At 64.1% G+C, this 26,657-nt stretch carries 27 protein-coding genes and 1 riboswitch; of the genes, 10 read left to right on the top strand and 17 right to left on the bottom strand.

What is annotated here, in order from left to right; genetic code table 11:
- Positions 1-2: 2 nt before the first annotated feature.
- From MF134_RS16840 to MF134_RS16820, 5 genes are all read left to right on the top strand, one after another.
- Positions 3-1,088 carry a TRAP transporter substrate-binding protein gene (locus tag MF134_RS16840; RefSeq protein WP_255340632.1) on the top strand — a complete coding sequence of 362 codons (1,086 nt, stop codon included), beginning with the start codon at positions 3-5 and terminating at the stop codon, positions 1,086-1,088.
- Positions 1,089-1,105: 17 nt separating this feature from the next.
- On the top strand, positions 1,106-1,624 hold the full coding sequence (locus tag MF134_RS16835) for a TRAP transporter small permease subunit (protein WP_255340631.1): 519 nt from the start codon (positions 1,106-1,108) through the stop codon (positions 1,622-1,624).
- A 3-nt stretch (positions 1,625-1,627) separates the two neighbouring features.
- Entirely contained in the window at positions 1,628-2,953 is a 1,326-nt protein-coding gene (locus MF134_RS16830; RefSeq protein WP_255340630.1) for a TRAP transporter large permease, read from the top strand.
- Positions 2,954-2,990: 37 nt separating this feature from the next.
- Positions 2,991-3,752 carry a GntR family transcriptional regulator gene (locus tag MF134_RS16825; RefSeq protein WP_255340629.1) on the top strand — a complete coding sequence of 254 codons (762 nt, stop codon included), beginning with the start codon at positions 2,991-2,993 and terminating at the stop codon, positions 3,750-3,752.
- Between the two features lie 67 nt (positions 3,753-3,819).
- A complete protein-coding gene (locus MF134_RS16820; RefSeq protein WP_255340628.1) occupies positions 3,820-4,827 on the top strand; it encodes a bile acid:sodium symporter family protein in 1,008 nt (335 codons plus the stop codon).
- Positions 4,828-5,066: 239 nt separating this feature from the next.
- Here the strand turns inward: MF134_RS16820 and MF134_RS16815 are convergent, their stop codons facing one another.
- From MF134_RS16815 to MF134_RS16770, 10 genes are all read right to left on the bottom strand, one after another.
- Positions 5,067-5,549: a DsrE family protein gene (locus tag MF134_RS16815; protein ID WP_255340627.1), complete on the bottom strand. Its 483-nt coding sequence runs from the start codon at positions 5,547-5,549 to the stop codon at positions 5,067-5,069.
- A gap of 71 nt (positions 5,550-5,620) precedes the next feature.
- Entirely contained in the window at positions 5,621-6,361 is a 741-nt protein-coding gene (locus MF134_RS16810; protein ID WP_255340626.1) for a c-type cytochrome, read from the bottom strand.
- Positions 6,345-7,661, bottom strand: a complete 1,317-nt coding sequence (gene soxC / locus MF134_RS16805; RefSeq protein ID WP_255340625.1) for a sulfite dehydrogenase — start codon at positions 7,659-7,661, stop codon at positions 6,345-6,347. The genes MF134_RS16810 and soxC overlap by 17 nt, the downstream gene beginning before the upstream one ends.
- A gap of 52 nt (positions 7,662-7,713) precedes the next feature.
- Positions 7,714-9,408 (bottom strand): thiosulfohydrolase SoxB, encoded by a 1,695-nt coding sequence (soxB, locus tag MF134_RS16800; RefSeq protein ID WP_255340624.1) that lies wholly within the window; start codon positions 9,406-9,408, stop codon positions 7,714-7,716.
- A 142-nt stretch (positions 9,409-9,550) separates the two neighbouring features.
- A complete protein-coding gene (gene soxA / locus MF134_RS16795) occupies positions 9,551-10,384 on the bottom strand; it encodes a sulfur oxidation c-type cytochrome SoxA (protein ID WP_255340741.1) in 834 nt (277 codons plus the stop codon).
- Between the two features lie 126 nt (positions 10,385-10,510).
- Positions 10,511-10,837, bottom strand: a complete 327-nt coding sequence (gene soxZ, locus MF134_RS16790; RefSeq protein ID WP_255340623.1) for a thiosulfate oxidation carrier complex protein SoxZ — start codon at positions 10,835-10,837, stop codon at positions 10,511-10,513.
- 78 nt (positions 10,838-10,915) lie between these two features.
- Positions 10,916-11,374 (bottom strand): thiosulfate oxidation carrier protein SoxY, encoded by a 459-nt coding sequence (gene soxY, locus MF134_RS16785; RefSeq protein WP_255340740.1) that lies wholly within the window; start codon positions 11,372-11,374, stop codon positions 10,916-10,918.
- A gap of 8 nt (positions 11,375-11,382) precedes the next feature.
- The gene (soxX, locus tag MF134_RS16780; RefSeq protein ID WP_255340622.1) at positions 11,383-11,844 is read right to left on the bottom strand and encodes a sulfur oxidation c-type cytochrome SoxX; all 462 of its coding nucleotides are present in this window, start codon (positions 11,842-11,844) and stop codon (positions 11,383-11,385) included.
- Between the two features lie 231 nt (positions 11,845-12,075).
- A complete protein-coding gene (locus MF134_RS16775; protein WP_255340621.1) occupies positions 12,076-12,651 on the bottom strand; it encodes a thioredoxin family protein in 576 nt (191 codons plus the stop codon).
- Positions 12,652-12,681: 30 nt separating this feature from the next.
- The gene (locus MF134_RS16770) at positions 12,682-13,416 is read right to left on the bottom strand and encodes a cytochrome c biogenesis CcdA family protein (protein ID WP_255340620.1); all 735 of its coding nucleotides are present in this window, start codon (positions 13,414-13,416) and stop codon (positions 12,682-12,684) included.
- An 86-nt stretch (positions 13,417-13,502) separates the two neighbouring features.
- Here MF134_RS16770 and MF134_RS16765 point away from each other — a divergent pair, with 86 nt between their 5' ends.
- The 3 genes from MF134_RS16765 (at position 13,503) to MF134_RS16755 (ending at position 15,537) form a co-directional block, all read left to right on the top strand.
- The gene (locus tag MF134_RS16765) at positions 13,503-13,946 is read left to right on the top strand and encodes a transcriptional regulator (RefSeq protein ID WP_369695434.1); all 444 of its coding nucleotides are present in this window, start codon (positions 13,503-13,505) and stop codon (positions 13,944-13,946) included.
- 20 nt (positions 13,947-13,966) lie between these two features.
- Complete coding sequence (locus MF134_RS16760; protein ID WP_255340738.1) at positions 13,967-14,317, top strand: ArsR/SmtB family transcription factor; 351 nt, start codon at positions 13,967-13,969, stop codon at positions 14,315-14,317.
- Positions 14,318-14,439: 122 nt separating this feature from the next.
- Complete coding sequence (locus tag MF134_RS16755; protein ID WP_255340619.1) at positions 14,440-15,537, top strand: YeeE/YedE family protein; 1,098 nt, start codon at positions 14,440-14,442, stop codon at positions 15,535-15,537.
- Between the two features lies 1 nt (position 15,538).
- Here MF134_RS16755 and MF134_RS16750 read toward each other — a convergent pair whose 3' ends face one another.
- The 7 genes from MF134_RS16750 to MF134_RS16720 form a co-directional block, all read right to left on the bottom strand.
- Positions 15,539-16,426 (bottom strand): MBL fold metallo-hydrolase, encoded by an 888-nt coding sequence (locus MF134_RS16750; RefSeq protein WP_255340618.1) that lies wholly within the window; start codon positions 16,424-16,426, stop codon positions 15,539-15,541.
- 113 nt (positions 16,427-16,539) lie between these two features.
- Positions 16,540-17,868, bottom strand: a complete 1,329-nt coding sequence (locus tag MF134_RS16745) for a TRAP transporter large permease (RefSeq protein ID WP_255340617.1) — start codon at positions 17,866-17,868, stop codon at positions 16,540-16,542.
- Complete coding sequence (locus tag MF134_RS16740) at positions 17,865-18,440, bottom strand: TRAP transporter small permease subunit (RefSeq protein WP_255340616.1); 576 nt, start codon at positions 18,438-18,440, stop codon at positions 17,865-17,867. Before MF134_RS16740 ends, MF134_RS16745 begins: the two co-directional genes overlap by 4 nt.
- 71 nt (positions 18,441-18,511) lie before the next feature.
- Positions 18,512-19,567 carry a C4-dicarboxylate TRAP transporter substrate-binding protein gene (locus MF134_RS16735; protein ID WP_255340615.1) on the bottom strand — a complete coding sequence of 352 codons (1,056 nt, stop codon included), beginning with the start codon at positions 19,565-19,567 and terminating at the stop codon, positions 18,512-18,514.
- Between the two features lie 44 nt (positions 19,568-19,611).
- Complete coding sequence (locus MF134_RS16730; RefSeq protein ID WP_255340614.1) at positions 19,612-21,993, bottom strand: xanthine dehydrogenase family protein molybdopterin-binding subunit; 2,382 nt, start codon at positions 21,991-21,993, stop codon at positions 19,612-19,614.
- Entirely contained in the window at positions 21,990-22,508 is a 519-nt protein-coding gene (locus MF134_RS16725; protein WP_457590013.1) for a (2Fe-2S)-binding protein, read from the bottom strand. Before MF134_RS16725 ends, MF134_RS16730 begins: the two co-directional genes overlap by 4 nt.
- A complete protein-coding gene (locus MF134_RS16720; protein WP_255340613.1) occupies positions 22,505-23,335 on the bottom strand; it encodes an FAD binding domain-containing protein in 831 nt (276 codons plus the stop codon). The genes MF134_RS16725 and MF134_RS16720 overlap by 4 nt, the downstream gene beginning before the upstream one ends.
- A 139-nt stretch (positions 23,336-23,474) precedes the next feature.
- On the opposite strand from MF134_RS16720, the gene MF134_RS16715 reads away from it, so the two are divergent.
- Positions 23,475-24,110 (top strand): TetR/AcrR family transcriptional regulator, encoded by a 636-nt coding sequence (locus tag MF134_RS16715; protein ID WP_255340612.1) that lies wholly within the window; start codon positions 23,475-23,477, stop codon positions 24,108-24,110.
- Positions 24,111-24,340: 230 nt separating this feature from the next.
- A riboswitch (TPP riboswitch) is annotated at positions 24,341-24,452 on the top strand.
- A 174-nt stretch (positions 24,453-24,626) separates the two neighbouring features.
- A complete protein-coding gene (thiC, locus tag MF134_RS16710) occupies positions 24,627-26,450 on the top strand; it encodes a phosphomethylpyrimidine synthase ThiC (RefSeq protein WP_255340611.1) in 1,824 nt (607 codons plus the stop codon).
- The last annotated feature ends 207 nt before the right edge of the window (positions 26,451-26,657 follow it).

Genomic DNA, 26,657 nt, shown 5'->3' with positions numbered 1-26,657 from the left:
ACTTGGAACGACGTCGATTTCTCGCCGGTGCCGCGATCGCCGCATCGGCCCCGCTTGCCGCTCCCGCCATCGCCAGGGCCCAGGAGAGCTTTTCCTGGAAAATGACCAACGCCTATGGGCCCGGATCGCCCTACTACGTCGAGGGGCCGGGCAGTCCGACGGATTTCTGCAAGAAGGTTGAGGCACTTTCCGGCGGGCGGTTGAAGATCCAGCATTTCGCCGCCGGCGAGCTGATCCCGGCGTTGGAAGGTTTCGACGCGGTACAGAACGGCATCGTGGAGATGAACGCCGCCAATGCCTATTTCTGGGCAGGCAAATTGCCCGCCGCGCAATATTTCACGACCGTCCCCTTCGGCATGGACGTGAAAGGCACCAATGCCTGGCTCTATAATGGCGGGGGCATCGAGCTGTGGCACGAGCTCTACGAACCGCTCGGCATGCTGGCCTTCCCGATGGGCAATACCGGTGTTCAGATGACCGGCTGGTTCCGCAAGGAAATCAACTCCATCGAAGATTTCAATGGCCTGAACATGCGCATTCCCGGCCTTGCCGGAAAAGTCTACGCCAAGCTTGGCGTCAATGTGCAGCTCCTGCCAGGCGGCGAGATCTTCCCGGCGCTGGAGCGCGGCGTCATCGACGCGGCCGAGTTCGTCGGCCCCTTCCAGGACCGCCGCCTTGGTCTGCAGAAGGCCGCGAAATACTATTATACGACCGGCTGGCACGAGCCGAACAACGTCACGGAACTGCTGATCAACAAGGCGGCGTGGGACAGCTTGCCCACCGACCTTCAGGAAATCGTCAAGATCGCGGCCATGGCCTGCAATGTCGAGAGCAATGCCTGGTGTGACGCGACCAACGCCGAGGCGATGGACGATCTAGTGACGAACTTCGATGTGAAGGCCATGCCGCTGCCGGACGAGATCGTGGCAAAGCTCCGTGAGCTGACGGCCGAGACGCTCGAGGAAGGGGCCGCCGCCGACGAGAAGACACGGAAGGTGCACGACGCCTATTTCGCCTTCAAGGAGCAGTATGGCGATTGGGCCGGCATCTCGGCGGAGCCTCTCCTGCCGGTGCTCTACAAGTCCTGACACCGGTGCCCTTGCTCTTGAAGATCGCGAACGGAGCCGATGGCTTCGTTCGCATCGTGGGTCAGCTCGTCGCCTGGACGGGCCTCGCCATGGTGCTGGTCATCGCCTTCAACGTGATCGCTCGCTACGGATTTTCGTTCGGTGCGGTGGCGATGCAGGAGGCCGAATGGCATCTGATGGCCATCGGGGCGCTGTTTGGCGTTCCTTATGCCCTGAACCGGGGCGAGGAGGTGCGGGTCGACATTCTGTACGGCTCGTTTCCGCCGCGTCTGAAGCGCGCGGTCGACGCCTTCGGCACGTTGTGCCTCGCCCTCGCCGCCGCCCTCATCGCATGGCTCGCCCTCGGCTTTGTCTCGCAATCCTACATGCTGGGGGAAGGCTCGGCCGATCCCGGCGGACTGCCCGCACGCTGGCTCTTGAAGGCGTGCATTCCCGCCGCATTCGCGCTTCTCGCCCTCCAGGCCTTCGCGCGTTTCATCTTCGACGTCGCCGCGCTCACGGGCCACAGGCCGGCATCCGTCTCTGGGGAAGGCTGATCGATGCCGGTCAATGAAATGCTCGCGCTTGCGATGATCGGAGCGTTCTTTGTGCTGCTCCTCGGCGGCCTGCCGGTGCCGATCTGTCTCGCCATCACCGGCTTCGGCTTCGGCTACATGGGGTTCGGCGGTCTGTTGTTCGGGCTCCTTCCCGCCCGCATCTTCGGCGTCGTCACCAATTACACCCTGCTCGCCCTGCCGCTCTTCATCTTCATGGGCATCATGCTCGAACGCTCGAAGATGGCCGAAGATCTGCTCGACGTCATCGGGCTCGCCATGGGGGGCCTCAAGGGCGGCATGGCGCTGGCGATCATTCTCGTCGGCGTTCTCATGGGTGCGGCCTCCGGCGTCGTCGGGGCGACGGTCGTGACGGTCGGGCTGATTGCGCTCAATCCCTTGATCAGTCGCGGCTATGACAAGGGCGTCGCCGCCGGCGTCATATGCGCCTCGGGAACCCTCGGCCAGATCATCCCGCCGAGCCTCGTTCTCATCCTCCTGGCCGACATCCTCGGTGAATCCGTTGGAACGCTGTTTGCCGCGGCGCTCATTCCCGGTCTCGTTCTCGCCGGGCTCTTCGTTCTTTACGTGATCGGTCTTGGCTTCCTTTTGCCCGGCCGCGTCCCCGCGATCCCCCTGCACGAGCGTCAGGCCGTCTCCGGCAGGACGCTGGCCTTCAAGCTTCTGACCGTCGTGGTCCCGCCCCTTGCGCTGATCTTCCTCGTCCTCGGCTCGATCATCGGCGGCGTTGCAGCCCCGACGGAGGCCGCCGGAATGGGCGCCTTCGGCTCGATCCTGCTTGCTTTCTTCTCGGGCCGCATGAATCTGAAACTGATGACGGAAGTCATGCGTGGCGCCCTTGTCACCAGCGCGATGGTCTTCTTCATCCTGATTTTCTCGCAGGTGTTTTCTCTGGCCTTTCGCGGGTTGGGCGGGGATCGGCTGGTGCAGGACGCCTTCGCCTATGTTCCGGGCGGCCTCGACGGGCAGCTCCTGTTTCTCATGGCCATTCTCTTCATCCTCGGCTTCTTTCTGGAATGGATCGAGATCTCCTACATCGCCCTGCCGCTGTTCCTGCCGATCCTGCACCAGTCTGGCGTCGACCTGGCCTGGGTCGCCATTCTCGTTGGCGTCAATCTCCAGACCTCCTTCCTGACACCGCCCTTCGGCTGGGCCCTGTTCTTTCTGAAAGGGGTCGCACCACCGGAACTCAGGACCAGCGACATCTATCGGGGCGTTGTTCCCTTCATCGCAATCCAGCTCGTCGGCCTCGGCCTGGTCTACACCTTTCCCGGTCTCGCGCTCTGGCTGCCCGATGCCATCGGCTGGTAGGACGGCAGCGGGCGGAAAAGTGGAGGAGAGCGTGTTCATGTCCCGTGACAACAAACAGGATGCGCCGCGCGGCGTGCTGAGCGAGGTGATTGCCGAACATCTCGAGAAGGAGATCGTCGAAGGTCTTCTCTCCTCGGGCGCCAAGCTCGACGAAACGGCGATCGCCAAGCGCTTCGAGGTCTCGCGCACCCCGGTTCGCGAGGCCTTCATGCTGCTTGTCTCGCGCGCGCTCGCCGAACGCATCCCCTATCGCGGCGTCGTCGTCTGCGACCTTTCGATCGAGCGGATCGAGCAGATGTTCGAGGCGATGGGCGAGATCGAGGGGCTCTGCGGGCGGCTGGCCGCCGGGCGAATGTCGGCCAGCGAGCGGGCCGATCTGCTGGATCGGCACAAGGCCATGCAAAGGCTAGCGGCGGCGGGAGACTTCCAGACCTATGAGCGGCTGAACACCGAGTTGCACGATCAGATCTATGCCGGCACGCACAATGCCGACCTGATCGAGATCGCGCATCAGATGCGCCTCAAACTCGCGCCCTTCCGCCGCTCGCAACTCCTCAACATGGAACGCGTCGAACAGTCCAATGCCGAGCATGAGGAGATCGTGCAGGGGATCATCGAACGCGATGCCGTCACCGCTGAACGCCGGCTTCGCCTTCATCTGATCTCCTCCGCCCAAACCTACATCACCGCGTTGAAAGCCCGGGTCGTGGAGCAGGCATCCAAGCGTGGCACCGACCAGGGTATTCTGGCCGCGAACGACGCCCGGGCAGCCAGTGCCAGAGCGAAGGGACTGCGATGAAGTTTCCGGCGGGTCTTGCGAACGTCGCACGGGAGCGGCTCGTTCTCTGGCCAGGGAAGCGCGCCTGATGTGGCGACCGAAGCTCGATATGTTCGTCGTGGCCCTGGCGCTTGCCGTGGGCCTCGCCATCCTGTGGCCGGAGGGTGGGCGAACGGGCGGCCTCCTCCACTGGGAGTATGTCACGACCTACGGCGTTTGCGGCGTCTTTTTCCTCTACGGGTTGACGCTGGCGCCGGAGCGCATGCGCGAGGGGATGACCAAGTGGAAGGCCCATATTGCCGTGGTGCTCACCACGTTCGGTCTGTTTCCCGCCGTCGTTCTGGTCGTCTTGCAGGCCTTTCCGGACGCCCTGCCCCCGGCCGCCGCAATCGGCTTCTTTTATGTCGCCGCGCTACCGTCGACGGTCTCTTCGGCGGTCGCGATGGTGTCGCTCGCCCGCGGCGACGTACCGGTCGCGATCTTCAATGCCACGCTTTCGAGCCTTCTCGGCGTCTTCATCACGCCAACCTTGATGGCGTGGTATCTGCAGTCGAGCGGTGCGGGTGTGCCGCTTCTCCCGACGATTCTCAAAGTGGTGCTGCTCGTGCTTCTGCCGATTGTCGTCGGGCAGGTCGCGCGGCGCTGGCTCGCTGGCTGGGCGAAGAAGCATTCGCGCTTCGTCAAGCTCGCCGACCGTGGAATCATCCTGGCGATCGTCTACGGCGCCTTTTCCAATTCCATGGCAGAGGGAATTTGGAGCCAGCACGATCCGACGATCGTGATCGAGATCGCGCTGGGCGCGATCCTTTTGTTCTTCGTCGTCTACGGCCTCACCATCCTTCTCGCCCGCGCGCTGCGGCTTGGGCGTGAAGAGCGGATCGCTGTTCAGTTCTGCGGCTCGAAGAAGTCCCTGGCGACGGGTGTGCCCCTTGCACCGGTCATCTTCTCCGGGCGCGCAGAACTCGGTCTCATCATCCTGCCGATCATGCTGTTTCACTTCTTCCAGCTTCTGATCGTGAGCTTTCTCGCCACACGCCTCGCCAACGAGGCAGAAGCGGCTTCGAATGCGCAGGAGCTTCGGGAGTCCGATGCATGACGGGGTGACAGACCTTGGGGGGGGGGCATTCATCCCCAATGCTCTTCTACAGCCGGACGAATGGTTTGGCACGAAGAGTCAATCCGCGTCCGGCGGACGACTGAAACGCCGCTCGGATTGCCGCCGGTATCACCCCATGGGTGAACGTGGTCGTTTCATGAGCGTGCGCGGACTGAGTGCCCGTGACATCGGCGGGTGCTTGCTCCGGAGCGCAGCATGCAGCCGGCTTCGCCCTACTTTCAAGGCTTGACGATCGTGTAGCCGTCCTCGTGCAGCCGCATGAGCTCGGCGACGCCGGCCTGCACGACCCGCGCGTAGGGCACGATCTCGGGGCGCGTGCCTTCCTTCGCTTCCAGCGTGTCGAGCGTGTTGCCGCAGGCGACAAAGCTGACATTCGGCATCGACTGGCTGAAAGCCTTCAGGCGTTCCATGACCGGAGAACGGTCTGGCCGCAGCATCTCCATGCCCGGGCCATAGACGACGATCGCAATCGCCACACCCTCGGCCTTTTCGGAATAGTCGCGAGAGACATTGGCAGCGATGTCGAGCGCTGAGCGCATGGTCGCCTCGTCCCCGTCCGAAATCTGCAGGGCGAGCTTGTGGTCGACGAAACTCAGGTCGTCGTCGCCATTTTCCTGGGCGAAGGCAGAGGAAATGCGGGAAAGGCTGGCCACGTCGAGAGCGAACGAAGCCATGAGCGCAACCGCTACAATCGTGATCATTCGCATGACAGCCTCCCTAGAATCACGGCCCGGACCAGCGAGCCGCCAAACGTCGCCTCAAACGCAATATCTCAATCGACATTGCCTCCGCCCGGGCCTTCCTCGCCGCCGGCATCGGGCGTCACGTCGAGCACCTGGGCGTGCATCGTCACCTCAACCGGACCCGACTTGCAGTCCTTCATGCAGGGGTCGCGATCGTCCTTGTAATGCTGTTCCTCGGCGCGGTTGTCGGCAACGAATTCCCCGGCATTGGGCATGGTGATCGTCGTGAAGTTCTTCTTAGAGAGTTCGAAGTCTTCGTCGGTCTCGATGTCGTTCAGATACAGGATATAGGCCGCCAGCGCGTAGACGTCGTCATTCGACAGAGACTGGGAATTGCCGAAGGGCATCGCCCTGTGAACGTAGTCATAGACGGTCGAGAGATAAGGCCAGTAGGAACCGACGGTCTTCACCGGCCTTTCCCGAGTGAGCGTGTCGAAGCCACCGGCAAGCTGCGGCCAGCGATCGCGGCCTTCACCGAAATCGCCGTGGCAGACGGCGCATTGCTCGGTGAAGATTTCCTCGCCTCGGGCCACCGTGCCACTGCCCTCGGGCAGGCCCTCGCCGTCTGGCCGAACGTCGATGTTCCAGGCGGCGATCTCCTCCTGCGTCGCCTCGCGGCCAAGCCCGAAATGCTCGCCGGCGCCCTCGCCGGAAGGCACGGAGGCAGACTCTACCCCCTTCATCCTCGTGGAATCCCCGGCAATCGCCGGGAGAGCGAGAGCGGCCGAAACCAGCGCGACCGTGAAAGCGCGATCAAGAAACTTCGACATTTTCGAGCGCTCCGTCCGCCTTCAGATACCAGGTCTGGATGCCATTGTTGTGGTAGATCGAGTTCGTTCCGCGAGCGGCCCGAAGCTCGTTCTTGGTGGGCTGCACGAACCCTTGTTCGTCCATCGCCCGTGACTGGAGATAAAGCTCCGATCCATCCCAATCGAAATCATGGTAGAAGCGGTGAACCGCCTTCGAGAGGGACGGACCATCGAGCCGGGCGGTCTGCCAGTTGCGGCCGCCATCGATCGAGACATCGACCCGCTTGATCGTGCCGTTGCCGGACCAGGCAAGGCCGGTGATCACCGTGCGGCCCCTGCCATGGGTGATCGGCGCCTGGGGACTTGGATTGGTGATGACCGATTTGACCTCCATCGCCCAGGTAAATTTCCGCGCCTTTCCGTCGGCGAGAAGATCGGTGTATTTCGACGTCTCCTCGCGCTGCTCCCAGGGGGCATCGCCGACTTCCAGCCGGCGCAGCCACTTGACCCACATGTTGCCTTCCCAGCCGGGCACGACGAGGCGAACGGGGTAGCCCTGCTCTGGCCGCAGCGCCTCGCCATTCATCTTCCAGACGACCATGCAGTCTTCGAGCGCCTTTTCCATCGGGATCGAGCGGGTCATGGTCGAGGCGTCCGCGCCCTCCGCAAGAAGCCATTTGCCCGCGGTCTTGACGCCCGCCTCGTTCAAGAGATGCTTCAGCGGCGTGCCCGTATACATCACGCAATGAACCATGCCGTGAGTGTACTGGCAGCCATTGAGCTGGGCGCCGCGCCACTCCATGCCCGAGTTCGCCGCACATTCGAGGAAGTAGACCCGGTTTTCGCGCGGGAAGCGCTGGAGGTCTTCCATGGTGAAGACCAGCGGCTTGTCCACCAGTCCATGGATCATCAGCCGGTGATCCTGCGGCGGGATCACCGCGACGCCGCCATGGTGACGCTCGAAGCACAGGCCGTTCGGCGTGATGATACCGTCGAGGGCGTGGAGCGGGGTGAAATTGACCGAACTCGTCGCATCCGCCGTCAACCAGGGCACGCTGCGTCGTACGACATCCTTCTCGAATTCCGAGGGCATGCCATAAGGCGCCGCGTCGACGCCCACGCCGAGATAGCGGTTCCAATCCTGAATCTCGGTGATCAGGGGATCGCCTGCGGCTTGAGCGGCGCGAATGCCGGCCGTACCCGCGAGCCCCGCGCCCCCCAGCGCCAGCGTCGATTTCAGGAAGCTCCGACGCGAGGCACCGCCATGATCCGCCTTGGCCTTCGCCGTCCCATCGCGGCCCGATGTCGATTCACTGTCCATGGATCGTCATCCCTTTCGTTTCGAATGTCCCGCCATGCGCAAGAACAGGCGCTCAGGATTTCACCGTCACGCTGCGGTTTTCGCGCGGCGTGTAGACCGGGTTTGCCTTCAGGTAATTCTCGACCACGTCCCAGATCGGTGGCCCTTCGGTGTCCTCGTTCACCGAGGCCCAGCCGGCGACCACATAGTCGCGGGCGATGTCGATCGGCTCGCCGGTCTTCAGGATCGTCATGTCGGAGATGCGCGAGCCGATTTCCCTGGTCGGGTCGATGCCGAAGCCCATGCCGCCGACGCGGACCATGTCGCCGCCCTGCTGGTAGTATGGGTCGGCGTTGAACAGATTGTCGGCGACGTCTTCGAGAACGAGCCTCAGCATGTCGCCCGACATCTTGCTGCGATAGGCCGCCGGATAGGTCATGGCGCAGGCATTGTGGAGGTCTTCGACGGTGATGTCGCTTCCGGCAGGCAGGGAGGTCCCCCACCGAAAGCCCGGCGACAGGGCAATCTCGGCGTCGCGTTCGGCAAGAAGCGCGTCACAGATCAGGTCGTCCCAGGTGCCGTTGAAATTGCCGCGTCGGTAGAGAAGACCTTCGGTCTGGCCTATGACCTGGGCGAGCTTTGCCTCATAGGGCGCACGAACCTCGTCGATCTTGGCGCTCATCTCGGTGTCCGGCGCAATCACGTCGGAGAAGACCGGTATAAGGCGATAGCGCAGATCCTTGAGTTCCCCCTTGCCGATATCGAGATCGAGCCGGCTCAGGAACTTGCCGTTGGAGCCCGATGCGATCAGGACCGTCTTGCCGACCTTCACAGGCTCCGGCAGCGCGTCGTGGGTGTGACCGGTCAGGATGATGTCGATGCCCGGCACACGCGCGGCGAGCGCCCGGTCGACGTCGAAGCCGTTGTGGGAGAGGAGAACGACGACGTCCGCGCCCGCCTCCCTCGCCGCCTCGACGTGCCTGGCCACCTCCTCCTCGCGGATGCCGAACGACCAGTCCGGGATCAGCCAGCGTGGATTGGCGATCGGCGTATAGGGAAAGGCCTGGCCGATCACCGCCACCCTGGAGCCGCCGCGTTCGAACATCTGCCAGGCGTCAAAAGCCGGCTCGTCCCACTCCGCATCGAAGACGTTGGAGCCGAGGAACGGAAACGGCAGCGCCTCCTTCGCCTCGTTCACCCGGTCCGTCCCGTAGGTGAATTCCCAATGGCCGGTCATGGCGTCGGGCTTCAGGAGGTTCATGCAGGCGATCATGTCCGCGCCGGCGGTCTCGTTCGCCGTGAAGCTGCCCTGCCAGGTATCGCCGCCGTCGAGCAGGATGACATTGCCGTCGCCGCGCTCGGCGCGGGCGCGGCGGACGATGGTCGCGATCCGGTCCAGTCCGCCCATCCTGCCATATTGACTCGCAAGCGCGCCGAAATCCTCGGATGTGAGGGCATAGGCCTCGGGCGAACCGGGCTCGATGTCATAGAGCTTGAGGAAATCCGCGCCGGTCACATGGGGCGGCAACCCGGCCACCGCGCCGACGCCGATATTCACCGCCGGTTCGCGGAAATAGACGGGCTTCAGCTGGGCATGAATGTCGGTGACATGCAGAAGCGTCAGATTGCCGAAATCCGAGGCGCCGAGCAGATCGTCCTCGGTCATCCGCTGCTGGGCTGCGGCCCGCGACCAGCGGCCTGAAAGACCCGAGCCGGTGATCGATGCCAGGGCGACGGTCGCCGCTAGGAATTCTCGTCTCGAAAACATGCCGAATTTTCCAAATCGAGGCGTACCCACCGACGACAGAGGCCGCAGGGTCGCCTGTGGCGACCATGAGCCATGGGACGCCCGGGACATTTCGATGATGAGGCGACCTCGCCGACCGATGACGAGGTCGCGATTGTCCGCGCTACTGCCGCACGGCCGGTGTCTCGACCGACAGGCCGCCACCGCGCCAGGCCGTGTAAACCTCGAGCGCCATCAGCTCGTCGGAAAACGCCTTTGGCTGTTCGGCCCTCGTGTCTCGGATACAGCCCCGGAAGCGGTTATGCAGCGAGACGAGATTGCCCTGCTTCAGACGGTAGGTCGGAAAGCCGTTGGTATTGCCCTGGCTCAAGTGATCCGCCCGGAGGTAGAGGCCGTTGTTCGCCTCGTGGCAGGTGGCACAGGCGAGATTCAGCTGGCCGGTGCGCAGGTAATAGCGCTCCTTTCCCTTCTCCCACCAACTCATCATGTCGCCCGCCGAGAGATCGACCTCGACGGGCATGCCCAGAGACTGGTGCTTGATGTAGGCGGACAGATCCTTCTGGTCCTGCGCGTCGAACTTGTAAGGCTCGGCCTTCATCTGGTTCTCGCGACAGGCATTGATCTGCAGCTCGATATTGATGGGCTTGCCGGCATTGGCATTCCATTTGGGATAATGGGCGCCGACGCCCTTCATCGACTCCGAGGCCTCGTTGTGACACGACGCGCAGGACTTGCCGGCTTCGCCCTCGACGGTGTTCCAGATCTCTTCACCCCGCTCGACATTCAGCATGCCGGGGTTCTCGAAGGAATCCATTTCCATCGACCGCGTTTCCGGCTCGCGATAGAGCCAGCCGGATTTGACGACCTCGAAGGGATGGCCCGCCGGCTCCTTGGGGGCCGGCGCCTCGGTAATCATCGCCTGACCGTCGATTTCCAGACTGTCCGAAACCGGGTCCGCCAAGGCTGACGCTCCGAGCGGTTGCGCCGTCACGGCCATCAGAGCGATCCATGCGATTGTGCTTTTCTTCACGCCTTTCCCTCCCAAGAATGACGACGCCGTTGACGAAGCGAGGGTTCGCGGCGATGCAGGCCGGATCTCCGGCCCGCATTGCGCGCCCGGCCGCTATTCCACGGTGATCTTCTGCTCTTCGGTGTAGACCGAGCCGTTGTCGTCGACCCAGGTGAACTTGAAGGTTCCGCTTTCGGGCACCTTGGCGCTGAACTCGAAATAGGGGTTCGCGGCCACTGCCGGCTCCAGGTCGCATTCGAAGACCTTGGTGCCGTTGAACTCGCAGGTGAACTTGTTGATGATCTCCCGCGGGATGACGTTGCCATCCTTATCCTTGCGCTGGCCCGATTCCATGTCGTGACTGATCAGCGTCTTGATGGTGATGGTCTCGCCGGCCGAGGCTTTCTTCGGCACCTTCACGCGAGGCTTGGGCGTTGCCATTTGGGTCTATCCTCCCCTTGGGCGGCGGATCCTCGAGGACCGCCGTTCGGTTTCGATCGATGGGCGCTTCGCGCGGTCTCAGCCGCCGCAGCCGCCGATCGTCACCTTGACTTCCTTCTGATCCGAATAGACCGAGCCGTCGCTCATCTTGGCGATGGCCATGACGTTCTGGGTCTTGGCGAGCCGGATACGCGTCGTGGCGGCAGCCGCTCCGCTCATCGGGGTGAAGTGAAAGGTCGCGACTTCCGGATTCGGATTGCCGTCGGCGAGGATCGTGACCGACGCCACGTAGTCACCCTCGGTCATCGGACTGTCGACCTCGACCGTGACGGGAACCGAATTGCCGTTTTCGGCGATTTCCGGTGCCGTCAGCGTGATCTTGCCGGTTTCGGGCTTCTTGCCCCCGGTGAAGGCGTCGACCGCCTCTTGTGCGGCCTCGGTGCTGGCCCAGGCAGGGCGGGCGAGGAGGCCCAGACCGGCAATAGCTGCAAGGCTCGCCGTCCCGGACAGAAGCGTGCGGCGCGTTATCCTCGTCATCATGATCCTCATTCGCTCTTCAGCGTTTCGAGATAGGCGACGACATCCTCGACCTGTTGGGCGCTGAGGATCGTCTTGCCCTTGAACTTCTCGGCGACATCGACGCCGACATCGAGGGTGTAAAAGCCGGGCATGATCGTCTGGTCTCCGAACACCTTCTTGGCGTTGACGACGATCGCCCGAAGCTGTGCCGGCTCCCACCGCCCCGCGACGCCGTCCATCGCGGGCCCGACATTGCCTTGGAAAAGCTCGCCCTTCAGGTCGGCGTTGACGTGGCAGGCGAGACAATTGCCGAGGCCACGATCGGCAAAGACCTTGCGACCTTCGGCCGGATCACCGCGCTCCTCGGCAATCGGCTCCGCCACCATCATGTCATCGACCTTGACGTCGCCCGGCCTGGTCTCCGCGATCGCGGGCGCCGTGGCGAACACGGCGATCAAGGCAAGACTTTGCTTGAAAGCTCGGTTCATAGCGAAATTTTCCTCCCAATCCCGGCAAGGATGCGATGATCTTTGCAGGTTGGAATCAACCTAACCAAACCGCCGATAAATGCAAGCATATAATTTTTTGAATGTTTTGCAGTGCAATACATCCAGTCTCATCGAAAAGAGCGGCAATGCTGGACACGACCCGGTTTCCAGAGCTTCCCGGCGCAGTCCAGCCCTTGCGCTCCCGGCAAAGACCGACCGGCCCGAGGCGCTCTACTCCGCGCCCGTATCGCCCTCTTCGGCGAGCTTTCGGGCGTGATATTTCTGGAAATGCTCCTCGCCCTCATAGCCCTTTTCCGCCACCCATTCGAACATGTGAAGAAAGGTCTTCTTGCCGAAGGCACCTGGCATGGTCGCGACGGCGGCCTGGACTGCCGTACCCTCCTCCGGCACATCGTCGGGCATGAACAGGATCGTCGGCGTGAAGACCACGCCCCAGCGCCGGGCGGCGGTTTTCTCGCTCAAGGTCTCGCCGTCGAGATCGGTCACCTCCTCGTCACCGAAGAGATTGTACTGAACCATCTTGAAGTGGTCGCGCACATAGTTGCGGATCTTCGGATCGGCGAGCAGTTCCTCGTGCATCTTCCTGCAATAGATGCAGCCGCGCTGCTCGAACACGATGGCGAGTCGCTTGCCCTCTTCCTTCGCGGCCGCGATGTCCTCGCCGACATCCTTGAAGGTGATTGAGAACCAGTCTTCCTTATGCAGCCCGTCATCGCCGAGTTCGGCCGCAGAGGCAAAGCCGATCACCGACGCGAAGAACACCAGGCCCAAAACCAGTCGCCGCATGAACATTTTTCATCCTCCCTTGGTTGGTTTTCAGCCGATCTCGGAAAAGACCGGAAATGTTTCGAGCAGCCAGTTGGAGATTTCCGCCATCTGGCCCGTGACGAAGAGAAGGCCCGTCAGCACCAGCGCCCCGCCCATCACCTTCTCGACGGTCGCCATATGCCGGCGAAAGCGGGCGGCGAAATCGAGAAAGCGCGCCGCGAAGACCGCCGCGAGGATGAACGGGACACCGATCCCGAGCGAATAGGTGAGCAGAAGGCCGGCACCGCGGAGCGCGGTATCCTGCGAGGCCGCGACGAACAGGATCGCCGCGAGGACCGGACCGACGCAGGGCGTCCAGCCGAAGGCGAAGGCAAGGCCCATCACATAGGCGCCGAGCGGGCCGGCAGGCTTCTTCGCGACATTGACCCGCGCCTCGCGATAGAGGAGCGCCAGCTTGAAGACGCCGAGAAAATGCAGTCCCATGATGATGATGATCACGCCGGCCACGACCGACAGGACGTCGAACCACTGTGCGATTGCCTGTCCGACGACGCTCGCCGTCGCTCCGAGAGCCACGAACACCGTGGTGAAGCCCAGGACGAAGGCGACGGAGGCGAGCACGATCCGGCGGCCTGTCGCGGCCTCGGCCCCCTCCGTTCGGATCTGGTCGAAGCTCAGCCCCGCGAGATAGGCGAGGTAGGGCGGAACGATCGGCAGGACGCAGGGCGAGACGAATGAGATCGCACCAGCCAGCAACGCCGCGCCGAAGCCGACATCGAGCATGAGGACGTTTCCGTGGCGAGTTCGTCTTCCAGCCTTCTTGCATCTCGCCAGATCGATGCGAAAGCCTTATAGATAGAAGAATGCATATGTTTGTATCTATTGGCAAGCGGTCGGCAGGATCGACCGGCATGGCGGGGCTGGCAGGGTTGATTCTGGGCCTGGCCCTGAGCTCGCTGGCGCCGGGCGCGATCGCGCTTGGCGCCGAACTCGTGATGCTGGAGCAGCCGGGTTGTCCCTGGTGCAAGCGTTTCAACGAGGAGATCGCACCGGCCTACGCCAGGACCGAGGAAGGAAGGCGCGCGCCGCTGAGGCGCGTGGACATCACCGAGCCGTGGCCCGAAGACCTCGAAACGATTGCCCGCGAAAGATTGACGCCGACCTTCATTCTGGTCGACGAAGGGCTGGAAATCGGCCGTCTGCGCGGCTATCCCGGTGATGCATTCTTCTGGGGACTTCTCGGCGAAATGCTGGCAAAGCTGCCGCAGGCCCCCACATCCGGGACATCGGTCAACCAAGGTCAGGCCCAGTGAGTACGACGACCGCCCTTGCGATCCCGAAATTCGACCCCTCGACCTCGCCGGAAGAGCGGGCGGCTTTCTTCGAACAGGCAAAAAAGGCGAGCGACCTGTTGAAGGCGATGTCGCACGAGATGCGCCTCGTCATCCTCTGCCTCCTGTCGGAGGGCGAGCGATCGGTCGGCGAGATCGAAACGATCCTCGACATGCCGCAGGCGGCCGTCTCCCAACAGCTGGCAAGGCTGCGCTTCGACCGGCTGGTCGCGACCCGCCGCGAAGGTCGGACGATCTATTACAGCCTTGCAAACAGCGAAGTGACCGGGGTGATCGGCACACTCTATTCGCTGTTCTGCGCGCCGGTTCGCAGTCACCAGCCGGGCGACTGAGGCAGGCGCGCAGCCTCCTGCGATCCTTCAACACACTTCGATGTGCACTTGCAGCCGACGCCCCGCGGGCATAGCGTCGGCCCGAAGCGCCTCGTTCAAGAAGGCGCCGGGAGGCACCGTTCATGATCCTCGAAAGCGGCTTCGCGCCGCTGATCGCGGGCGTTTGCGCAGGCGTCGTCCTGGGCTACGTCGCCCGCCGTCGGCATTTCTGCACCATGACGTCGCTGGAGCGGCACTGGTATGCCGGGGACTCCACCGGCCTTCGAACCTGGGGGCTCGCGATCCTCGCGGCGATCGTCTTGACCCAGGTCCTGATCGGCTTCGGCCTGTTCGATCCGGCCGACAGCTTCTACACGACCACGTCATTCGGATGGACCGGGGCAATCCTCGGCGGTCTCGCCTTCGGTTTTGGTATGGCACTGGTCGGCACCTGCGGCTTCGGCGCCCTCGTCCGCCTCGGCGGCGGTTCGCTGCGCGGTCTGATCGTGGTCCTCGTTCTCGGGCTCTCGGCACTCGCCGCGCAGCGCGGAATACTCGCGCTCGGCCGCGTCGCCATCGTCGACGAGGTCGCCTTCGATTTCGCACGCCTCGGCGCACCGGACCAAACCCTGCCAGGCCTGGTTCGGGCATTGACCGGCCTCGATCTCGGACCGGTCGTCGTCACAGCGGTCTGCCTTGCCCTGGCGCTCTGGCTATGGCGGGATTCGTCCTTTCGCCACGACCGCGGTCACAACCTCACCGGGCTTGCGATCGGTGGCGTCATCGCCTTCGGCTGGATGGCGACATCGCTGATAGCCCGGGCTTCCTTCGATCCGGTGCAGATCGAAAGCGCCTCCTTCGTCGTGCCGCCCGGCGATCTCATTCTCAATGCGATCACCTATACCGGCGCCCTGCCCGACTACGGGGTCGGCGTTGTCGCCGGCGTCGTGATCGGTGCGGCGGTCGCGGCATGGCAGCGGCGCGAAGTGCGCTGGGAGGCCTGCGACGACGCTCGCGAGCTGTCGCGTCATCTCCTCGGAGCGGTGCTGATGGGAGTCGGCGGCGTGTTCTCGCTCGGCTGTACGATCGGCCAGGGCATTTCCGCAGCTTCGCTTCTGACGATCTCCGCCCCTGTCGTTCTCCTGTCCATCGGGATCGGCGCCCGTCTCGGCCTCGCCTACATTCTGGAAGGCTCGATACGGCACGCCTTCACGCGAGCCGAGCGCTTCCCGGCCGAATAGATCAGGCGCTGACAAAGCGATAGGCGGTCCCCTTGCGCTCGACATGGCCGATCCCGCCGTTCGGCAGATGGAAGCCGACGATCTTCACCCCCTCGCCTGCCGCGCGATCGAGGAGCCGCATACGCGTTTCGGCGCCCTTGTCCGGGTCCTGATCGGCGCCCCAGGCAAGGTCGGGGCGCAGGAAGGAGATCGGTTCGTTCGAGATCGCGTCGCCAACGATCATCGCCGGCTCGGCGCCATGAACGATGAAGGCCATATGCCCGGGTGTGTGGCCGAACGCTGCCATCGCCTCGACGCCCGGCACGGGTTCGTCGCCGGGCTTGAACAGCGCGACCGTGTCCTCGATCGCACCGAACCGATTGCGCGCACCGGCAACGAAGGAATGGCGCTCCTCGGGCAACTCCGTCAGCGCCCGCTCCGATCGCCAGAAGTCCCATTCATCCGAGGCGACATGATGGGTCGCGTTGGCAAACAGCGGATCGTCGAAATCGTCCACGACACCCCAGATGTGATCCGGGTGGGCATGGGTGAACACGACGTCGGTCACATCGCCCGGATCGATTCCCGCGGCGTCAAGACTGGCCGGCAGCCGCCCCGCCGTCGGCATGAAGTTCGGCCCCGAGCCGGCATCGAACAGGACAAGCCGATCTCCCGAGCGCAGGAGGGTGACATTGCAGGCCGGGGTCAGTGTCTCACCGATATCGACGCCGAGCGCGGCAAGCTCCGAACGTGCTGGCTTCGGCACCAGAAAGGACGCGGGCAGTTCCAGATGGCCATCGCTCAGCGTCGAAAACGTATCCTTCTCGGCCGCGCGTGACAGGCGGGGCACGGCGGTCATCCCAGCGACCCCCGCAAGGGTCAACAGTCCGAATTTTCTGCGGTTCAGCATCGGATCCTCCTCATACATATAAAAAACTATATGTATTTGAAGAAAGCCGCAAGCTGCGATCGATCATTGCGGGCGAAGCGATCGATGCCGGCCGAAAGGCCCGCATGGCGAGACTATCTCAGGAACAATGTCGCCGTTTCCGGCACGGCGATGATGACGCCGAGCACGAAGAGCATGACGGCGATAAACGGCAAGGTCGCGAGGAAGATCGATTCGACCGAGGTCCCCGGGTCGTTGAGCGTGTTGTGAACGGTAAAGACCGAGATGCCGAAGGGCGGCGTCAGAAGACCGATCTCGACGGCGATGACGGTGATGATGCCGAAATGAAAGAGGTCGAAGCCGAGCCCCTGGGCGATGGGGGCTGCGATCGGGACGACGATCAGGAGGATCGACGTCGAGTCGAGGATCATTCCCATCAGGAACACGACCAGGACATAGACGAAGATGAAGCCCCAATGGCCGAAACCGCTTTCGACGACGAGCGTCTCGATGGCATTCGGCAGGCCGGCGATCGAGAGCATGCGCGAATAGAAGCTGGCGGCGACGAGCAGAAGCAGGATGGAGACCGAGACGGTGCCGGTCTGCTTCATCACCTGCCAGAGCCGGCGGCGGTCGAGCGTGCGCCGCCCGATGGCGATGAGAAGCGCTCCGAATGCGCCGATACCGCCAGCCTCCGTGGGCGTGAAGTAGCCGGTGTAGAGGCCGCCCAGCACCAGAACGATGAGGAGGACGATCGGCACGAGCTTCCAGATGATCTCGCCGAGCGACAGGTGGATACCGGCTTCGGCCCGGCGTTCCTGGGCGGCCTTTGGATCGGCGAACACGAACCGTGGCGCCAGACCCGCCAGCGCCATCAACATGGCCACGAAGCCGAGCGCGAGCATCACGCCCGGCACGATGCCGGCGATGAACATGCTGCCGATCGAGACCTCGGCGAGGACCCCGTAGATGATGAGTAGGAGGCTCGGCGGGATCAGCATGCCGAGCACCGAGGAGCCCGCGACCGTGCCGGAACTGAAGGATGCCTTATAGCCGTGGCGCGTCATCTCGGGGACGGCGACCCGGGTGAAGACGGCGGCCGATGCGATCGAGACGCCGGTGACCGCCGCAAAGACCGTGTTGGCGGCGACCGTCGCCACGCCGAGCCCGCACAACATGCGCTTCAGAAGGGCCTCGGCCACTTCGAATGTATCGCGTCCGACATTGGAGACGGAGACGAGCAGCCCCATCAGCACGAAGAGCGGGATGGTGGCGAAGAGATAGTCCGAAATGCCGCTATAGGCGGTGAGTTCCAGCATGCGGAACGACAGATCGAGACTGCCGCGGATCATCCAGATGCCCAGAAAGGCAACGCCGAGGAGCGCATAGGCGATGTGCATCCCGAAGAGGACGAGACCGACGAGGAGGCCGATAAGGAGGAAGCCGATTTCTAACGAAGTCATTGCTCAGGGCCGGTCGGAAGCGGGGTGCGGTGAATGGCGCGATAAAGAGCGGCGAGTGCCGCCACGATCGAGCCACCGACGATGATCGCCCGAAACGGCCAGGTCGGTACGGTGAAGACGCCCTGGACGCCGAAGAACTCCGCCCTGAGATAGGCCGCGATCATCTTGTCCCATGAGGCCCAGGCGATGAGAGCGAAGACCACGGCACCCGCAAGGCAGAAGAGACTCTCCATCGCGGCCGCACTCGATTCGCTGCGACCGGCGATGCGGCGGAAGAGGAAATCGGCCCGGGTGAGTCGCCCCTGCATGATGGCGGCGGCCGTTTGCAGGAAGACGATCGCGACGACGGAATGGCCGGCGATTTCGGCGACGCCGGTGATCGGCGCATCGAAGAAGTTCCGGCCGATCACGTCGGCGACGATCAGCGCCATCAGCGCGCCGATCCAGAGCGTACCGACCGAGGACAGAACGGCCGTCACGGTTCCGAGGACGAAGCCGACCGGCGCCTCGCCGAAGGGAGGAATGACCTCGCCCTCGGCTTGCTGCGGTTCCTGGATGCTGGATTCGCTCATGTTCGCCTGTTTTCGGCATAGGGAGGAAGACCGCCTGGAGCCGAGCCCGGGCGGTCAGGCGATAGGCCGGATCAGCGGCCCTCGTCCCAATTGCGCAAGGGTGTCGCACCACGCTCGCGCAGCGCGGAGAAATAGGCGGCGAGCACCGCCTTGCCGGCGTCGCCGGTCTGATCGAGCCACGGCTGGACGATGTCCGGCAGCCCTTCGACCCATTTCTGCTTCTCGGCGTCGGAAAGCTCATGGACCGTGAGGCCCGCAGCCTGCATCTCGTCCATTGCCTTCGCGGCGAGCTCGGCGACATATTCGCCGTGGGCCTTCGACGTCGCCTTGCCGGCCTCGCGGAAGGCTTCCTGCACCGGCTCCGGCAGCCCGTCGAAGAAGTCCTTGTTGGCGGCGAGTTCCCCGAAATACATCGAGCCGATCCCGACGCGGGTCAGTTCGGGCGCGACCTCATAGACCCGGGTCGGCAGAATGCCCGACGCGAAGGACAGGGTGCCCTCGGTCACGCCGGTCTGAATGTTGGTGTAGTAGGTGGTCAGGGCGCCATCGACCGGCGTCGCGCCGGTGCCCTGCAGCCAGTTGGCCGAGGTGCCGGGGGCATTGAGCTTGCGGTTCTGCAGATCCGACATCGCGTTTACCGGGAAGGTGGCATAGACGTCGTAGCTGTCGGTGATCAGAGAGGACAGCGGCACCATGTTGCTGTCTTCCCAGCTCTTGGCGAGGTCCGGCTGATTGACGTTCAGATCGTCGAAGATCTCGATGATCATCTTGTGGTCGGCGGTCGCGAAAGGCGTGAAGTAGGTCACGTTCTGCAGCGGCATGGTCGAGCCTTCCCACACCGTGCCGACCATGCCGACATCGACGATGCCGTCCTGAACGGCCTCGCGCGTGTCGGTGTATTTGTAGAGCGTGCCGCCATAGGCCTCGGACCAGTCGATCTCGTATTCGCCCGCCTCGGCGAGGATCTTGTCGACCGTCGGCTGGAAGGTGTTCTTCATCGCGTAGACCCAGATGTTCTGTTCCGGGTGCGAGGAGCCGATATTGACGGTGATCGATTCCTGCGCCAGCGCGGCGCCGGTGGCCAGAAGCGCGACCGAGACGGTCGATGCCAGAAGCATTGCCTTCATCTTATTCCTCCCAATTGCGGCCGTCCACGGCGGCCGATCCGTATTCAGTCCGTGATTGTGCCGAGCGCCCGCAGGATGCGCTCCGGCGTGAACGGCATGTGGGTTACGGTGCCGCCGAGCGGGCGGATCGCGTCGTTGATCGCGTTCATGATGGCGGCTGGCGCGCCGGCGGTGCCGGCCTCTCCCGCGCCCTTCGCGCCGAGCGCGCTTTCCGCTGTCGGGGTCTCCACATGGCGGATCACCATGTCCGGCATTTCGGCCGACATGGGCACGAGATAGTCGGCCATGGTGCCGTTCAGCATCTGGCCGCTCGCGTCGTAGCAGACCTCCTCGAACAGAGCGGCGCCGATTCCCTGGACGATGCCGCCCCGGATCTGCTCGTCGACGAGAAGCGGGTTTATGATCCGCCCGCAATCCTCCACGCACCAGTGCTTCAGGAGCTTCACGAAGCCGGTGTCGGTATCGACCTCGACATAGGAGGCCTGAACGCCGTTGGTGAAGGCGTAAGGATAGTCCGAGGTGATGAAGTGCCGGGTCTGCATCAGCTCGCGCGGCAGCCCCTTGGGCAAAGTGTCGCCGCGAAAATAGACGATGCGCCCCACCTCGGCGAGCGTCAGCCGCTCCTCGCCCGAGCGGGCGTCGACGATGATCCCGTCGCGGACGTCGAGATCGCCCGCCTTCGCCTGGAGCATGGCGGCGGCGACCTCGAGCGCCTGTTGCCGCACGGCGCGGCCCGCCTGAAGCGCCGCCTCGCCACCGATACCGGCACCGCGCGAGGCCCAGGTGCCGCCGCCGAAGGGCGTCACCCGCGTATCCCCGGTGACGACACGCACCAGGTCCGGCGAGACGCCGACCGCCTCCGCGACGATCTGGGCCATGATCGCCTCGGTGCCCTGGCCCTGCTCGGTCACACCGGTCAAGGCGACGACGGAACCGTCCGGGTCCATGCGCACCGTGCAGCCGTCCTGCGCCGAGATGCGCGCGCCACCGATCCCGTACATGAAGGGAGACGGGTTGGTGAGCTCGATGAAGCTCGCAATGCCGATACCCCGATGGACGCCTTTTTCGCGCAGGTCCTTCTGCTCGGCGCGCAGGCCCTCGTAATCCATCGCCTCGATCAACGAGTCGAGGCTCTTGTGGTGGGACAGGCCCTCGAGCTTGAGGCCGGCCGCCGTGGTCTTCGGATAATCGTCGTCGGCGATGAGATTGCGTCGGCGGATCTCGATCGGATCGATGCCCATCTCGGCGGCGGCCTTGTCGACAAGGCCTTCGGTAATGGCGACGGCGACGGGATGGCCGACCGCCCGATACTGCGCGCAGATGCCCTTGTTCTGGAAAACCACCGAGGTGCGGCAGCGATAGTGATCGAAGGCATAAGGGCCGCCGATGAGATTGGTCACCTGCAGCCCCTCGACGGCGGAGGTGCGCGGATAGATCGAATAGGGCCCGATGCCGGTCCAGTCGTCGACGTCGAAGCCGAGGATCATGCCGTTCTCGTCGAGCGCGATCCGTCCGGTCGCTTCGTGGTCGCGGGCATGGATGTCGCTGGTGAAGGCTTCGACGCGGTCCGAGGCGAACTTCACCGGCCGCCCCATGATCTTGGCGATGGCCGCCGTCGCGACCTCGTCGGGATAGACATGCACCTTGAGACCGAAGGAACCGCCGACATCGCCGCAGATCACGTGGACACGGCTTTCGGGAATGTCGAGATGGCCGGCGAGCAGCACCTGCAGCATGTGCGGCGCCTGGTTGGAGACATGGGCCGTCAGCTGCCCGTCGGCGCCGTTCCAGTCGGTGATGATGACGCGCGGCTCAAGGGTCACGCCGGTATGGCGCGCGGTCTTGAAGGTCGCCTCGACCACGCGGGGGGCCTCGGCAAAGACACGGTCGACCTCGCCGGCCTCGTTCGACTTGCGGAAGCACAGATTGTCGCCGAGTGCTTCGTGGAGCACCGGCGTTCCCTTATCGAGCGCGGTGCGGATGTCGGTGACGGCGGGAAGCGGCTCGAAGTCGATCTCGACCAGCGCTGCGCCGGCTTCGGCTTCGGCCCGCGTGCGGCCGACGACGGCGACCACCGGCTCGCCGACCCAGCAGGCGCGCTCGACGGCCAGCGGATGCTGCGGCGGCGTCTTCATGCCCTGCAGATGGGCGAGCTTGCCCTCCCAGGGCGTACAGATCTCTGCGAGATCCTTGCCGGTAAATACCTTCAAAACGCCCTTTTCAGCCAGCGCGGCGCCGGTCTCGATCGCGCCGATGCGGGCATGGGGATGGGGGCTGCGCACGAAGGCGACGTGAACCATTCGCGGCAGCACGATGTCGTCCACATAGCGCCCGCGTCCGGCGACCAGCTTGCCGGCATTGGGGCGGGGGACGGTGCGGCCGATATAGCTGTTAGGACGGTTCGGATCTTCGAAGCGGATCGTCATCGGACCTTTGCCTCCACGCGCGCCTCTACCCCAGCCCGTGTCCTGGCCACGGTTTCGATCGCGTCGACGATCGCCTCGTAGCCGGTGCAGCGACAGTAGTTTCCGGACATGTGCTCGCGGATCGCCTCGCGGCTCGGTACGCTTCCGCTCTCGACCAGCGTCTTGGCGGAAGCGAGCATGCCGGGTGTGCAATAGCCGCATTGGAGCGCGTTGCGTTCGACGAAGGCCGCCTGCAGATCGGCGATCGCGCCCGACTCGGTCAATCCCTCGACTGTCCAGATTTCCGCCCCGTCGAGCTGGGCCGCGAGCGTCAGGCAGCCGCGCACGGTCTGGCCGTCGACGAGCACCGTGCAGGCACCACAGACGCCATGTTCGCACCCCGCATGGGAGCCGGTGAGTTCCAGATCGAGGCGCAGGACATCGATGAGATGGCGCCCGGCGGGCACGGTCAGTTCGACCGCTTCGCCATTGACGGTGAATTCCAGATCGATGCGGGAACGAAAGTGCTCGCTCACTGTGCCTCTCCCAGTTCGGCCGCGATGCGCCGCAGGAGCACGCCTGCGAGATGGCGGCGGTAGGACGCGCTCGCCTGGGTGTCGCTCGGCGGGTCGATATCCTTCGCAAGAGCGGCGATCATTCCGTCCACGTCGCCGGCGTCCCATTTCGCCATGGCACCCGCACACAGGACCGGACGATCGTCGAGACCAAAGGCCCCGATCCGATGGCGGCCCTCCCGCCGGACGACGGCAAGGCCCGCCAGGGCGTAGTCGCCCGCCCGGCGCGCCGCCTCGCGGATGACATGACGATCCCCCGGCCTTGCGCAGGGAATGAGGATCGCGGTGAGGATTTCCTCGTCGGCACGAGCGGTTTCGAAGAGACCCAGGAAGAAGTCCTCGGCCGCGACTTCCCGCCTGCCAGCCGGGCCTTCGAGAACGAGGGTCGCATCGAGTGCGAGAACGCAGGCCGGATACTCCGCGGCCGGATCGGCATGGGCGAGAGATCCGCCGATGGTGCCGCGATTGCGGATCGCATCGTGCGCGATGAGCGGCGCGGCTGCCGCCAGGAGCGGCGCATGTTCGGCAATCAACGGATCGCGGGCAATGTCGCCATGTCGCGTCAGTGCGCCGATCACCAGCCGGTCGCCATCGAGCGTCGCGCCGCGCAGCGTCTCGATGCCGGTGATGTCGACCAGCATGTCGCCGGCGCTCACGCCAAGATTGAGGGCGGCGATCAGGCTCTGGCCGCCGGCCAGAATGCGGCCGACCCCATCGGCCTCGCCCAGGAGCGACAGGGCGTGCGGCACGGATTCGGCGCGGGCGTAGCCTCCGATGGAAGCTTTCATCTGTGTCTCCTCCCAAAGGCCCTCCCAGGCCTTAATGATCGAACGATCTTGTTCATCGATCGATCATTAAGCTACGTATAACGCCGGAATCGTCTATCGATCAAGTCCAGGGTCGCGCATTCGAAGGGAGAAACTTGCGATGGAGGCAGCATCGAGCCGGGTGGCGCGTGTCGAGATCGATCGCCGCCGGCTGCCGCCGGAGGAGCGTCAGCAGCAGATCGTCGACGAGGCCGTCCGCTTCTTTGCCGAGGTCGGACTCGACGGCACGAGCCGCGAACTGGCGAACCGGCTCGGCGTCACGCAATCGCTGATCTTCAAGTATTTCGAGACCAAGCAAGACCTGATCGAGGCGGTCTATGGCCGGGTCTATCTGGAGCGCATCTCGCCCGACTGGCCGGCGCTGATCCGCGATCGGTCACGACCGATCGGCGAACGCATGTCGATCTTCTATCGCGACTACGGCAGCCGGATCTTCGATCACGACTGGATGCGCATCTTCATGTTTTCCGGCCTCGCCGGGGCCGAGCTCAACAAGCGCTATCTGAATCATCTGCGCCAGACATTGCTCGAACCGATGCTGGAGGAGGTCCGCCAGGCCTCTGACCGCAGGACGGTGCCGACGATGGAGGACATCTGGTCACTTCATGGCGGCATCGTCTATATCGGCATCCGCCAGCACATCTATCGGATGCCGACCCCCGACGAGCCGCAACACGAGATCGACCGGGCGATCACCCGCTTCCTTGGATCGTTCGGCATCAAGGGCCCAGCGTGAAGATGAGACGCAGCGGACTCGGACCGAGCATTCAGACCAATCGTCTGAGCTGTCTGACTTTGCGAATAGGGACCCGGATCGACCACGCCCCAAGGAAAACCAGTGATGCCATGCTCCCGAGGCATGGGGCGGCGAGAGGAGCGGGCAACCAATCGACCTGACAAGCCCTGGCCGATCAGCGTAGCGGGATCCGATGCGCTTGACGCTGATCTGCGATCCGCATAGCCTCCGTCCCGTCCAAGGGGAGTTCCGCCAAGGAACTGAGAGGCCGCTACAGATGCGCGGCGACCCGTTGAACCTGATCCAGTTCATACTGGCGTAGGGATGGAAGATGGCCGCGCAACGGCCGCTCGCGAGGCCAACCCCTCGAAGGCGGCAAGAGGTCGAAAGCGAAGGCGGGGCTCCGGGTAAAACCGGGAATCAACCCAGTTCGCTGAACGACAGACAGATCGCGGCAGCTTTTCGATCACCGATCGACAGGACTGGATCTCCAACGCTCGTCGAAGGAGTTCCACCATGAATGCCGTTACACCCATCGTCACCGCCGGGCCGCTTCAGGCTTCCCGCAAGATCTATCTCTCCGGCACCGCCTATCCCGAAATCGCCGTCCCTCTGCGGGAGATCGCCGTTCATCCGACGGCGGGCGAGCCGCCGGTGACGGTCTATGACTCCTCCGGTCCCTACACGGACCCGAACGCCGAGATCGACATCGCCAGGGGCCTGCCCCGCCATCGCCGGGACTGGGCGCTAAAGCGCGGCGACGTCGAGGAATATGACGGCCGGACGCTGAAGCCGGAAGACAACGGCAATCTGCCGGCCGAGAAGATGACCCCCGCCTTTCCGCTGGCGCACAGGCCGCTCCGCGCCAAGGGCGGCCAGGCGGTAACGCAACTCGCCTATGCCCGCGCCGGCATCGTGACGCCCGAGATGGAATTCGTCGCGATCCGGGAGAATCTCGGCCGTGAGGCCGCGCAGAATGCTGCGCCCCGCGACGGCGAGCCGTTCGAGGCCGAGATCCCGGACTTCATCACACCCGAATGGGTGCGCGACGAGGTCGCGTCCGGCCGGGCGATCATCCCGGCCAACATCAACCATCCCGAACTCGAGCCGATGGCGATCGGCCGCAATTTCCTGACCAAGATCAACGCCAATATCGGCAACTCGGCGGTGACGTCCTCCATGGCCGAAGAGGTGGAGAAGATGGTCTGGGCGATCCGCTGGGGTGCGGATACGGTCATGGATCTTTCGACCGGCCGCAACATCCACAACATCCGCGACTGGATCATCCGCAACGCCCCGGTGCCCATCGGCACCGTCCCGATCTATCAGGCGCTGGAGAAGGTCGACGGGGTTGCCGAGAACCTCACCTGGGAAGTCTTCCGAGACACGCTGATCGAGCAGGCCGAACAGGGCGTCGATTATTTCACCATCCATGCCGGCGTGCGGCTGCACCACATTCCGCTCACGGTCGACCGGGTTACCGGTATCGTCAGCCGGGGCGGCTCGATCATGGCGAAATGGTGCCTCCACCATCATCGCGAGTCGTTTCTCTACGAGCATTTCAACGAGATCTGCGACATCTGCAGGGCTTACGACGTGTCGTTCTCGCTGGGCGACGGCTTGCGCCCTGGCTCGATCGCCGATGCCAACGACCGGGCGCAGTTCGCCGAACTGGAGACCCTCGGGGAACTCACCAAGATCGCCCGCGCCAAGGATTGCCAGGTGATGATCGAAGGCCCCGGCCACGTGCCAATGCACAAGATCAAGGTGAACGTTCAGAAGCAGCAGCAGCTTTGCGGCGACGCGCCCTTCTATACGCTCGGCCCCCTCGTCACCGACATCGCGCCGGGCTACGACCACATCACGAGCGGAATCGGCGCCGCGATGATCGGCTGGTTCGGCACGGCGATGCTCTGCTACGTCACGCCGAAGGAGCATCTGGGCCTGCCCGACCGTGACGATGTGAAGGTGGGTGTCATCACCTACAAGATCGCCGCCCACGCCGCCGATCTCGCCAAGGGCCATCCGGCCGCGCAGGTCCGCGACGACGCGCTGTCCCGCGCGCGGTTCGAGTTCCGCTGGGAGGATCAGTTCAACCTCTCGCTCGATCCCGAGACCGCACAGAATTTCCACGACGAGACGCTGCCGAAGGAGGCGCACAAGGTGGCGCATTTCTGCTCCATGTGCGGCCCGAAATTCTGCTCCATGCGGATTTCTCACGACATCCGTGCCGAAGCCCAGAAGGAGGGCATGGAGGCGATGGCCCGCAAATATCGCGAGGGGGGCGATCTCTACATGCCGGCCGAGGAGGTGGCGGAGAAAAGCGAGCCGGCGGAGTAGGGGAGATGGATAGCTCTGGATTGCAGGCGGATACGCCGTGCCGAGCCCTCGTGCTTCGACAGGCTCAGCATGAGGGCTGCGGGGAGGGGCGGAAACGCCCCCACCAGACCTGGCGCCGGCAGCCATTCGCCCGGAGACGGGAATGGGCGGGCATGACAGGCAACACCTCGGCGGTCCCCAGATCGGCCGGCACCACCTCAGCGGTCT

This window comes from Jiella marina (genome assembly GCF_024359545.1).
GTDB lineage: Bacteria > Pseudomonadota > Alphaproteobacteria > Rhizobiales > Rhizobiaceae > Jiella.
Note: the sequence above shows the minus strand (reverse complement) of the source record. Positions and strands in the feature narration are given on the sequence as shown.